This window comes from Vibrio sp. 10N.261.52.C11 (assembly GCF_041471405.1).
Lineage (GTDB): Bacteria > Pseudomonadota > Gammaproteobacteria > Enterobacterales > Vibrionaceae > Vibrio > Vibrio crassostreae_C.
This window is the reverse complement of record NZ_JBFROI010000007.1, coordinates 1-11,432: the sequence shown is the minus strand read 5'-3', so window position 1 is coordinate 11,432 and position 11,432 is coordinate 1. Positions and strand designations below refer to the sequence as shown.

Below are 11,432 nucleotides of genomic sequence, written 5' to 3'. Positions count from 1 at the left end.
AACTGAGCTATAGCCACCATTATTTCTTTTTGCCAATTTCTCACTTACCGAAGTAAGAGACCGGATGGCGCGCCTGAAAGGATTCGAACCTTCGGCCTTTGGCTCCGGAGGCCAACGCTCTATCCAGCTGAGCTACAGGCGCATGCCCTGTCGGCGGAGTGGAATAATACGTATATCACCCAATGCCGTCTAGTACTTTTTTAACTTTTTTTTCTGTTTGGTCTCTTTTTCGACAGTTAATATGTGATAAACCCCTTATTTGAGTACTACAACCCGCCACAGCTTATAAGTTGTTGTTTATTGCAACAACTTATCGGGATATAATCACCCATTATTTACATTGGTTTAACAGTTGCTCTTTGCTGGTTAAAGCCAAAACACCCTTCCAACACTATAAATTGGTAAGCATGTACTTACCTTGGGAATGTAAAGTGAGTTTAATGGATATGTCTCGTCGAATTTTAAGCGTTGTCATCGCAGTTTTAACCTTTTCAACTGGCGCAATGGCTGCAGGCCTAAGCGAAGCGGAGCACGATGCAATTGCTGAACGCATCAAACCAGTTGGCCAAGTTTACCTAGTCGGCAGCGAGCCAGTAGCCGCAGAACCAACAGGCCCTCGTGATGGCGCAGCAGTTTACGGTACCTTTTGTATCGCTTGTCACGCATCTGGCGTAAGTGGCGCACCTAAAACAGGTGATGCTGGTGACTGGGGTCCTCGCATTGCTCAAGGTCGCGACATTCTAGCTGACCACGCAATCAACGGCTTCAATGCGATGCCAGCGAAAGGTTCATGTATGGATTGTTCAGACGACGAAATCAAAGATGCTATCGAGCACATGATTGCCGGTCTGTAATTAAAAATGCCAGATTCAGAAAAGGTGACCTCATGGTCACCTTTTTTATTGGCTTCTATATAGTGCGATTAAAGTAGGGCATTACTTCTTGTTGAACATCGCTCGAATATTCGCAATGTGCGCCTGCCCTTTTTCCATTCTTTCTTCAGCGGATTGAGGCTTCTTAACGCTTTCCCACTCCACATCATCGTGCGGCAGCTCATCGAGGAAGCGGCTTTGTGTTGGCTTTATTAATTCACCATATTGACGACGTTCACGACACTTAGTAAAAGTCAGCTCTTTCTGCGCTCGAGTAATCCCCACATACATAAGACGACGTTCTTCTTCTACGTTGCCTTCATCGACACTGGTTTGGTGCGGCAAGATGCCCTCTTCTGCACCCATCAGGAATACATATGGGAACTCTAGACCTTTCGATGCATGCAATGTCATTAATTGGACTTGATCTGCATCGTCATCATCCTCACCACGCTCCATCATATCGCGCAGCGTTAAACGTTGAACCACCTCGCGCAGGGTTTTCTCTTCTTTATCGTAGTTGTCACCCTCAAGATCGGCCACAATCCAGCTATACAGATCAGAGACGTTCTTCATTCGCATTTCAGCGGCTTTCGGGCTCGCTGAGGTTTCGTACAACCAATCTTCGTAGTTGATGTCACGAACCAAAGAACGAACGGCTTCAACCGTATTACCACGCTCGGCATTGTCTGAGATACGAACAATCCAGTCACCGAAGCGGCGCAAATTTTCTAAACCACGCCCCGTCAGTGTCTGCTCTAAGCCCATCTCAAAGCTGGCCTCAAACAAGCTCTTACCACGCATATTGGCATAGCTACCTAGCTTTTCTAGCGTAACCGGGCCTATCTCACGGCGAGGCGTGTTTACAATACGCAGGAAGGCGTTGTCATCATCAGGGTTCACCAACACTCGTAGGTAAGCCATGATGTCTTTAATTTCGGCTCTAGCGAAGAAAGAGGTTCCGCCAGAGATCTTGTAGGGCACGCGGTTCTGCATCAGCGCTTTTTCAATTAAGCGCGATTGGTGGTTACCACGGTAAAGCACCGCGTAATCTTTGTACTCAGTACGGTTCAAAAACTTGTGGGCGATGATCTCGCCGGTAATACGCTCTGCTTCATGCTCTTCATTCTTAGCATTCAGTACCTTGAGCTTTTCACCGTCTGGGATCTCTGAGAACAGTGACTTTTCATAAACGTGTGGGTTGTTGGCGATCAAGATGTTCGCCGCACGTAAGATTCGACTGGTTGAACGATAGTTTTGCTCGAGTTTGATCAAGCGAAGATTTGGATAGTCCTCACCCAGCAACACCAAGTTTTGCGGTTTTGCACCACGCCATGAATAGATAGATTGGTCATCGTCACCTACTACCGTCAAGCGACCACGCTCTCCCACCAGTAAACGAACCAACTCATATTGGCTGGTGTTGGTATCTTGGTATTCATCGACCAGTAAATAGCGGATACGCGACTGCCAGCGCTCACGCACCTCTTGATTGGTTTTCAGTAGTAATACAGGCATCGCGATCAGATCATCAAAATCGAGTGCGTTGTATGCCTTCATCTGTTTCTGGTACATCTCAAAACAGAATGCAAACAACTGCTCTTGTTCGCCTTGAGCACGTGCTTTCGCCTGATCTGGCGTCAGCATGTCATTTTTCCAATTCGAAATGGTGCTCATTAAAGCGCGTAGCAAATCCTTATCACCATCGATCTGTCTCTCTGTTAACTCTTTTAACAAAGCTAACTGGTCTTGGTCATCAAACAGAGAGAAACCCGCTTTCAAACCCAGCGCTTTGTATTCACGGCGAATGATGGTTAAGCCCATGGTATGAAAAGTCGAAACAATCAGCCCTTTCGATTCGCCCTTACCTAGAGTTTGCCCAACACGCTCTTTCATCTCGCGTGCCGCTTTATTAGTAAAGGTCACCGCCGCAATATTACGCGCCTTATAGCCACATTCCTGAACCAGATAAGCAATTTTATTGGTGATAACACGTGTTTTACCGGATCCAGCGCCCGCTAATACTAAGCAGGGGCCCGAAACATATTTCACGGCTTCATCTTGTCTTGGGTTCAGTTTCATTTGATTCTCAGTTTGGTCTAGAGGGGCGAATTCAATTGCGCGCCTATAATAATGCTGCAACAGCACGAATGCTACGTTCTCTTATACAAGATTTTTACGCTGATTATGTAAAACTTTGTTGCACATGTGTGTGGTTATTAGGCTATAATGAATGAACGTTCATTCATTGGTGGTTGAAATATGACAACTCATGCACCTCGGGATAAACGCCAGCAAATACTTTCTGCAGCTGAAAAGCTAATTGCAGAGGTCGGTTTCCAAGGCCTTTCAATGCAAAAATTAGCCAAAGAAGCGGGAGTGGCTGCAGGCACTATCTATCGCTACTTCGATGATAAAGAGCATTTGATAGAAGATGTTCGAATGCTCGTGACTCAAAGAGTAGCTGATGCTGTTCAACAAGGGGTTAATGATTCGGATCCAATTAAACAACGCTACCGTACTATGTGGTTGAACATATGGAACTTAGCAGGAACGAATTTAGCCGCAATAAAAAATCGGGTTCAGTATGACTCTCTACCCATCACAAATAGCCTAAACTTCAGGGAACTAGAACGTAAAATGTTTGCCCAAGTTGAGCTGCTATTTAATGAGGGGAAAGAACAAGGATTGTTTAAACCACTTAACAATGAAGTATTAGGTGGATTGAGCTTGGCGGCTAGTGTTTCTCTAGCACGCAAGCATTCTTTAGGATTTTACCAACTTGATGAGGCAGAACTAGAATCTGCAATCGAAGCCAGTTGGGACGCAATAATTAAACACTAGATCGGAGTTTTGACCATAATGAAAAAGTGGACTTTCTTCATGTTATTCATCGCTGTATTGCTTTTTGGCAGCGTTATTGGATTCAACATGTTCAAACAACAAAAAATTGCTGAGTATATGGCCAACCGCCCTGAACCCGAGTTTCCCGTAACGGTAACTGAAGTTCAGCCGATCGACTGGGTTCCCGTAATTGAAGCTATCGGCTTCATCGAACCAAATCAAGGTGTGACACTAGCGAACGAAACCAGCGGTGTTATTGACCAAATTTCTTTCGAATCGGGTACTGATGTTAAGAGTGGTCAGCAACTGGTACGTCTTGATTCTGACGTAGAGAAAGCCAACCTTAAGAGTTCTGAAGCTCGTTTGCCTGCTGCGAAAGCAAAATACAAGCGTTACCAAGGTCTATTCAAGAAAGGCTCTATTTCTAAAGAAGCGTACGATGAAGCAGAAGCTAACTACTTCTCTCTTTCAGCTGATATTGAAAGTCTAAAAGCGTCTATCGATCGTCGCGAAATTCGCGCACCATTCGATGGTACTGTTGGTATTCGTAACGTATACCTAGGTCAATACCTGCAATCGGGTACAGATATCGTTCGTTTAGAAGATACCAGTGTAATGCGCCTTCGCTTCACGGTTTCTCAAACCGACATCTCTCGTATCAATGTAGGCCAAGCTGTCGACATCTTTGTTGATGCTTACCCAGAAACACCGTTTGAAGGCTCTATTAGTGCAATTGAACCCGCAGTTAGCATCCAAAGTGGTCTTATCCAAGTTCAAGCAGATATTCCAAACAATGATGGCAAACTTCGTAGCGGCATGTTCGCTCGCGCTAACATCATTCTGCCTAAACTAGAGAATCAAGTAACTCTGCCTCAAACAGCGATTACTTTCACTCTATACGGTGACAATGTTTACATCCTGACTGAAGAAGACGGCGTTCAGCGTGTTGCTCAACACGTCGTGAAAGTTGGTGAACGCACAGCAGATATCGCGCACATCCTTGAAGGCGTTAAAGCTGGCGATACGGTTGTAACTTCTGGCCAAGTACGTCTAAGTAACGGCGCCAAAGTTAAGGTTGTTGAAAGTGATGCAATCACTCCACCATCTGAAACACCTAAGCTGTAACTGGAGGCACAATGCGCTTTACTGATGTTTTTATTAAACGTCCAGTTCTAGCGGTATCCATCAGCTTTTTGATTGCGCTGCTTGGCTTACAAGCAATCTTCAAAATGCAGGTGCGTGAATACCCTGAAATGACGAATACCGTTGTAACCGTAACCACGAGTTACTACGGTGCAAGTGCCGATCTTATCCAAGGCTTTATCACCCAACCCCTCGAACAGGCTGTGGCGCAAGCGGATAACATCGACTATATGACTTCCTCTTCTGTACTCGGTAGCTCGACGATTACGGTGAACATGAAGTTGAACACCGACCCGAATGCAGCGCTGTCTGACATACTGGCCAAGACAAACTCGGTGCGTTCTCAGCTTCCAAAAGAAGCGGAAGATCCAACCGTAACCATGTCGACTGGTTCAACAACAGCTGTACTCTACATTGGTTTTACTAGTGATGAGTTGGTGTCGAGCCAAATTACCGATTATCTAGAGCGTGTAATTAACCCGCAGCTATTTACGGTAAATGGTGTATCGAAAGTTGACCTATACGGTGGCATGAAATACGCACTACGCGTATGGCTAGACCCGTCAAAAATGGCTGCAGTTAACCTAACTGCTAGTGATGTAATGACGGTATTGAATGCCAACAACTACCAATCGGCTACAGGTCAAGCAACCGGCGAGTTTGTTCTTTATAACGGCAGTGCCGACACGCAAGTATCGAACACTGAAGAATTAGAGAACTTAGTCGTTAGAAGTGGTGAAGGTGAGATTATTCGTCTGTCTGACATCGCTAAGGTTTCTCTAGAGAAAAGCCACGACGTTTACCGTGCAAGTGCAAACGGTCAGGAAGCGGTTGTTGCTGCGATCAATGCGGCACCAAGTGCCAACCCAATCAACATCGCTGCAGATGTACTTGAGCTTCTTCCTCAACTAGAGAAGAACCTACCAAGCAACATCTCTATGAACGTAATGTACGATTCAACTATTGCTATTAACGAGTCAATTCAAGAGGTTATCAAGACAATCCTTGAAGCTGCATTAATCGTATTGATCGTAATCACCTTGTTCTTAGGTTCATTCCGAGCGGTACTGATTCCTATCGTTACTATCCCACTGTCTTTGATTGGTGTGGCAATGGTAATGCAGGCAATGGGTTTCTCTTGGAACCTGATGACACTCCTGGCAATGGTACTCGCCATCGGCTTAGTGGTAGATGATGCGATCGTAGTACTTGAGAACGTCGACCGGCACATCAAGCTCGGGGAGTCCCCTTTCCGTGCGGCAATTATCGGTACCCGTGAAATTGCGGTCCCTGTTATCGCAATGACACTAACGCTAGGTGCGGTATATGCTCCAATCGCAATGATGGGTGGTATCACAGGCTCGCTATTTAAAGAGTTTGCGTTAACCCTAGCAGGTTCGGTTTTCGTGTCAGGTATTGTGGCACTTACGCTATCGCCAATGATGTGTTCAAAAATGCTGAAAGCTCACGCTGAGCCAAGCAAGTTTGAACAGAAAGTTCATGGTGTACTGGATGGTATGACTAACCGTTACGAGCGTATGCTTGGCGCGGTAATGCAGCATCGTCCAGTATTCATTGGCTTTGCTATCATCGTATTTGCAAGTTTGCCGATGTTATTCAAGTTCATCCCTAGTGAATTAGCACCTTCAGAAGATAAGGGTGTAATCATGCTAATGGGTACGGCACCTTCGAATGCGAACTTAGACTTCATGCAAAATACCATGAACGACGTAAACACAATTCTGTCTGACCAGCCAGAAGTAGCGTACGCGCAGGTGTTTACTGGTGTTCCTAATGCAAACCAAGCGTTTGGTATTGCATCTATGGTTCCATGGAGTGAGCGTGAAGCAAGCCAATCAGAAGTAGCAAACCGCGTTGGTGGTTTGGTGAAAGATGTTCCTGGAATGGCGGTAACAGCGTTCCAAATGCCAGAACTACCAGGTGCAGGTTCAGGCCTTCCAATTCAGTTTGTCATTACAACGCCAAACAGTTTTGAAAGCTTGTTCCAAATCACCACTGATATTCTGGCTGATGTATCTTCAAACCCACTGTTTGTATATTCAGATCTCGACCTGAACTACGACTCAGCAACCATGAAGATCAACATCGACAAGGATAAAGCAGGCGCATACGGTGTGACCATGCAAGATATCGGTATCACGCTAGGTACCATGATGTCAGATGGCTACGTCAACCGTATTGACTTGAATGGACGTTCTTACGAGGTAATTCCTCAGGTTGAACGTAAATTCCGTTTGAACCCAGAGTCGATGAACAACTACTACGTTCGAGCATCTGATGGTAACGCCGTTCCACTAGGCAGTTTAATTACGATTGATGTTGTGGCAGAACCTCGTTCTCTTCCTCACTTCAACCAATTGAACTCAGCGACGATTGGTGCGGTACCTGCACCAGGTGCGGCAATGGGTGATGCAATTGCTTGGTTTGAAGATACAGCAGCAAATAAACTACCAAGTGGCTACAACCACGATTACATGGGTGAAGCGCGCCAATACGTAACTGAAGGTAGCGCACTTTACGCGACCTTTGGTCTAGCACTGGCTATCATCTTCTTGGTACTTGCGATTCAATTCGAATCTCTTAAGGATCCATTGGTTATCATGGTATCTGTACCACTGGCGATCTGTGGTGCTCTAATAGCTCTAGCTTGGGGTGCGGCAACGATGAACATCTACTCGCAGGTAGGTTTGATCACCTTGGTTGGTCTGATTACCAAACACGGTATCTTGATCTGTGAAGTTGCAAAAGAAGAGCAGCTACATCATCACAAGACTCGTATCGAAGCGGTAATGGAAGCTGCGAAGGTTCGTCTTCGTCCAATCCTGATGACAACGGCGGCGATGATCGCAGGTCTAATCCCACTGATGTACGCAAGTGGTGCGGGTGCGGCTCAGCGTTTCAGTATCGGTATCGTAATCGTTGCTGGTCTAGCGATTGGTACTATCTTCACTCTGTTTGTACTGCCAGTGATTTACAGCTACTTGGCTGAAAAACACAAACCTCTACCTGTATTTGTTGAAGACAAAGACCTAGAAAAGCTAGCTCGCGTCGATGAAGCAAAAGCAGCGCACAGAGAATTAGCTGATAATAAGTAATCACTAAGTCGTAATTACAATAAAAAGGCTACTTCGGTGGCCTTTTTTTGTACGCCATAGGCGACATATCAAGTGTGATTAAATAGAATAGTGATAAATATTCAGGAGTTTTAATTGATATGTTTGATCCAAAAAAACTAGAGCAGATTGCTAAGCAGATCCACGATTCTATGCCTCAACCAGTAAAAGAGCTTGGTTCAGACGTAGATCAAAAAGTTCGTCAGGTTATCCAAGGCCAACTGAACAAGCTAGACGTTGTAAGCCGTGAAGAATTTGATGTTCAAACACAAGTACTACTGCGCACTCGCCAAAAGCTGACTGAAATGGAACAAAAGCTAACGGACTTAGAAGCAAAGATTGCCGACAAGTAAGCGTAAAGCAAGAAAACTGAAAGGGTTGGTGTGAAAGCACCAACCCTTTTGTATTTCTGAAGATCAATCAAGAACTGAAAGTCGACAAAGACTGATCAAACAATGTTCATTTGATTGATTTTTAAGACTTTGTTACTAAAAGCAAAAAGGCTTGGTCAACGGCGACCAAGCCTTTTCATTAGATGTTGTGTTGCTTATTTATAACTCCAACCTGTAAGGAGTTAGTGATACTGCTTCGCTTTTTCTGCAAATTTATCAGTATCTAAGCGACTAATTAACCGCCTACAGCGATGCGCTTCATGTCGCTCATGTAGCTACGTAGCTCTTCACCAATGTACTCTACAGGGTGGTTACGGATAGCTTCGTTTACTTCAATTAGCTTAGCGTTATCAACTTGGTTAGATGTTTCACCTAGACCGCGGCCGATTACGTCAGTTGCTACTGAAGGCATGAACTTCTCACGTAGTAACGGTGTTGCTACGTTAGCGAATAGGTAGTTACCGTACTCAGCAGTATCTGAGATTACAACGTTCATTTCGTAAAGACGCTTACGAGCAACTGTGTTTGCGATTAGTGGAAGCTCATGTAGAGATTCGTAGTAAGCAGACTCATCGATGATACCAGATGCAGTCATAGCTTCGAATGCTAGCTCAACACCGGCACGAACCATAGCAACCATTAGGATACCGTTGTCGAAGTACTCTTGCTCTGAGATTTCTACGTCAGAAGCTGGGTAGTTTTCGAATGCAGTTTCGCCTGTCTCTTCACGCCAGCCTAGTAGGTTCACGTCATCGTTCGCCCAGTCAGCCATCATTGTGCTAGAGAAGTGACCAGAGATGATGTCATCCATGTGCTTGTTGTAAAGCGGACGCATTAGGTCTTTAAGCTCTTCAGAAAGCTCAAACGCTTTAACTTTAGCCGGGTTAGATAGGCGATCCATCATGTGAGTTACACCACCAAACTTAAGTGCTTCAGTAATCGTTTCCCAACCGTATTGTAGAAGCTTGCCTGCGTAGCCAGGTTCGATGCCATCAGCAATCATCTTCTCGTAAGATACGATAGAACCCGCTTGTAGCATGCCACAAAGGATAGTTTGCTCACCCATCAGGTCAGATTTAACTTCTGCTACGAAAGAAGACTCTAGGCAACCTGCACGGTGACCACCAGTACCTGCAGCCCAAGCTTTAGCGATATCCCAACCTTCGCCTTTAGGGTCGTTTTCTGGGTGAACAGCTATAAGTGTTGGTACACCGAAGCCACGTTTGTACTCTTCGCGAACTTCAGAGCCTGGACACTTAGGTGCAACCATTACTACAGTAAGGTCAGCACGTAATTGCATGCCTTCTTCCACAACGTTGAAGCCGTGAGAGTAACCAAGAGCAGCGCCTTGCTTCATTAGAGGCATTACTGTTTCAACAACGTTTGTGTGTTGCTTATCAGGAGTAAGGTTGATTACTAGGTCTGCTTGAGGGATTAGCGTTTCGTAGCTACCCACAACAAAGCCGTTTTCATCAGCATTTTTGAATGATTGACGCTTTTCATCAATTGCCGCTTGGCGTAGAGCGTAAGATACGTCTAGACCAGAATCACGCATATTTAGACCTTGGTTTAGGCCTTGAGCACCACAACCAACAATTACGATTTTCTTACCTTCAAGGTATTCAGCTTCTGTCGCGAATTCTTCACGATCCATAAAGCGGCAACGACCTAATTGGTCTAGTTGTTCACGAAGGTTTAATGTATTGAAATAGTTAGCCATTCTAGGGCACTCCTTTAAAAATAAGTCCGTAAGGTCGATATCTCTCTATCGAATGACTTCATACTAAAACAGACACTCCGTTGCTGAAAGTGATATATTCACAATTAGTTATTGCAATAAATGCAACATGGAAACGATCGCAGAACATGAACATAAAATCTCTACAATTATTTATACATTTATGCGACAGCAAGAGTTTCAGCAAAACCGCTGCTGCTATGCACGTCAGTCCTTCAGCGCTGAGCCGTCAGATACAAAAGCTTGAAGAGGAAACAGGACAAGAACTGCTAATCAGAGACAACCGCAGTGTTGATCTTACCCCAGCAGGAAAACACCTATTGCCTGTAGCATTGAGCATCGTGGGAGAGTGGCAGCAATATAACCTTCACCTGAAGGGCGGAGAGCAAGAACTTAAAGGTGAGATCCGTATATTTTGTTCAGTAACGGCTAGCTACAGTCACCTACCTGAACTCATAACCGAATTTAGGGCTATTCATCCGTATATTGAATTTAAGCTCTCTACTGGTGATCCAGCTCAATCCATCGACAAGATCTTAAACGATGAAGCGGATATCGCGATTTCAGCAAAGCCAGACATCCTTCCTTCAAGGTTAGAATTCGAAACCATCAGCGATATTCCACTGTCAGTCATCATTCCATCTGGTGTGAGTAGCTTTAGCCAACAACTGCAATCCGATAAGCCAAACTGGAATGAAGTGCCCTTTATCATCCCAGAAGCAGGAACAGCGCGTGAACGAGCCAATGCATGGTTTAAAAAGATGAAGATAAAACCCAACATATACGCGCAAGTTTCTGGCCATGAGGCGATTGTAAGTATGGTGGCACTAGGATGTGGAGTTGGCATCGCACCTGATGTGGTCATAAACAACAGCCCAGTAAGAGATAAAGTTAGCCGCTTAAAGATAGAACCTATCAAGCCATTTGAGTTAGGCGTATGTTGTAAGCGAGCACAGCTAGATAACCCTCTAATTCGAGCGTTCTGGCAAGTTGCAGAAGGGAAATATTTAGCGGACTAGTCGTCATTGTTTTAAATACAAAAAAGGGAAGAGCACGTCAGTGCCCTTCCCCTTTTATTTATGTATATCGCAGATAAGAAAAAAGCCCGCTGATTTCTCAGCGTGCTTTCTAATGGTGGTGGAGGGATAGGGATTTGAACCCTAGAACCGCTATTAACGGTTGCCGGTTTTCAAGACCGGTGCTTTCGACCACTCAGCCATCCCTCCAAAAAATTGTCATCAACAGATTAGTACACTGTAGATGTTGTTACATGTATACACAGGTAACGATATTTAAAGCCTGGCGATGT

The 11,432-nt window shown here is 44.9% G+C and carries 8 protein-coding genes and 2 tRNA genes; 6 read left to right on the top strand and 4 right to left on the bottom strand.

The genetic code is table 11. From position 1 onward, the window contains the following. Positions 1–65 precede the first annotated feature (65 nt). Positions 66–142, bottom strand: a tRNA-Arg gene (locus AB4323_RS01610). 298 nt (positions 143–440) lie between these two features. Here AB4323_RS01610 and AB4323_RS01605 point away from each other — a divergent pair. Next, complete coding sequence (locus tag AB4323_RS01605; protein WP_017063036.1) at positions 441–854, top strand: cytochrome c5 family protein; 414 nt, start codon at positions 441–443, stop codon at positions 852–854. Positions 855–935: 81 nt separating this feature from the next. On the opposite strand, the gene rep is transcribed toward AB4323_RS01605, so the two are convergent. Then, positions 936–2,954, bottom strand: coding sequence for a DNA helicase Rep (gene rep, locus AB4323_RS01600; protein ID WP_017061960.1), 2,019 nt, complete (start codon positions 2,952–2,954; stop codon positions 936–938). Between the two features lie 180 nt (positions 2,955–3,134). Between rep and AB4323_RS01595 the strand changes: the two genes are divergently transcribed. The 4 genes from AB4323_RS01595 to ubiK all read left to right on the top strand — a co-directional run bounded on the left by AB4323_RS01595 (position 3,135) and on the right by ubiK (position 8,346). Then, the gene (locus AB4323_RS01595) at positions 3,135–3,716 is read left to right on the top strand and encodes a TetR/AcrR family transcriptional regulator (protein ID WP_017061961.1); all 582 of its coding nucleotides are present in this window, start codon (positions 3,135–3,137) and stop codon (positions 3,714–3,716) included. A gap of 18 nt (positions 3,717–3,734) precedes the next feature. After that, entirely contained in the window at positions 3,735–4,841 is a 1,107-nt protein-coding gene (locus tag AB4323_RS01590; RefSeq protein WP_065583842.1) for an efflux RND transporter periplasmic adaptor subunit, read from the top strand. Positions 4,842–4,852: 11 nt separating this feature from the next. Next, positions 4,853–7,975 (top strand): multidrug efflux RND transporter permease subunit, encoded by a 3,123-nt coding sequence (locus tag AB4323_RS01585; RefSeq protein ID WP_372151447.1) that lies wholly within the window; start codon positions 4,853–4,855, stop codon positions 7,973–7,975. Positions 7,976–8,094: 119 nt separating this feature from the next. Continuing rightward, a complete protein-coding gene (ubiK, locus tag AB4323_RS01580) occupies positions 8,095–8,346 on the top strand; it encodes a ubiquinone biosynthesis accessory factor UbiK (RefSeq protein WP_004735787.1) in 252 nt (83 codons plus the stop codon). A 274-nt stretch (positions 8,347–8,620) separates the two neighbouring features. On the opposite strand, the gene ilvC is transcribed toward ubiK, so the two are convergent. Continuing rightward, a complete protein-coding gene (gene ilvC / locus AB4323_RS01575; protein ID WP_017061965.1) occupies positions 8,621–10,105 on the bottom strand; it encodes a ketol-acid reductoisomerase in 1,485 nt (494 codons plus the stop codon). Between the two features lie 146 nt (positions 10,106–10,251). On the opposite strand from ilvC, the gene ilvY reads away from it, so the two are divergent. Beyond that, positions 10,252–11,142, top strand: a complete 891-nt coding sequence (gene ilvY / locus AB4323_RS01570; protein ID WP_017061966.1) for an HTH-type transcriptional activator IlvY — start codon at positions 10,252–10,254, stop codon at positions 11,140–11,142. A 116-nt stretch (positions 11,143–11,258) separates the two neighbouring features. On the opposite strand, the gene AB4323_RS01565 is transcribed toward ilvY, so the two are convergent. Beyond that, positions 11,259–11,349, bottom strand: a tRNA-Ser gene (locus AB4323_RS01565). Positions 11,350–11,432 lie beyond the last annotated feature (83 nt).

What these genes read in the sequence shown, in the direction of transcription:
- AB4323_RS01605 (WP_017063036.1), top strand. Translation starts at nt 441, where the DNA reads ATGGATATGTCTCGTCGAATTTTAAGCGTTGTCATCGCAGTTTTAACC.
- rep (WP_017061960.1), bottom strand. Translation starts at nt 2,954, where the DNA reads ATGAAACTGAACCCAAGACAAGATGAAGCCGTGAAATATGTTTCGGGC.
- AB4323_RS01595 (WP_017061961.1), top strand. Translation starts at nt 3,135, where the DNA reads ATGACAACTCATGCACCTCGGGATAAACGCCAGCAAATACTTTCTGCA.
- AB4323_RS01590 (WP_065583842.1), top strand. Translation starts at nt 3,735, where the DNA reads ATGAAAAAGTGGACTTTCTTCATGTTATTCATCGCTGTATTGCTTTTT.
- AB4323_RS01585 (WP_372151447.1), top strand. Translation starts at nt 4,853, where the DNA reads ATGCGCTTTACTGATGTTTTTATTAAACGTCCAGTTCTAGCGGTATCC.
- ubiK (WP_004735787.1), top strand. Translation starts at nt 8,095, where the DNA reads ATGTTTGATCCAAAAAAACTAGAGCAGATTGCTAAGCAGATCCACGAT.
- ilvC (WP_017061965.1), bottom strand. Translation starts at nt 10,105, where the DNA reads ATGGCTAACTATTTCAATACATTAAACCTTCGTGAACAACTAGACCAA.
- ilvY (WP_017061966.1), top strand. Translation starts at nt 10,252, where the DNA reads ATGAACATAAAATCTCTACAATTATTTATACATTTATGCGACAGCAAG.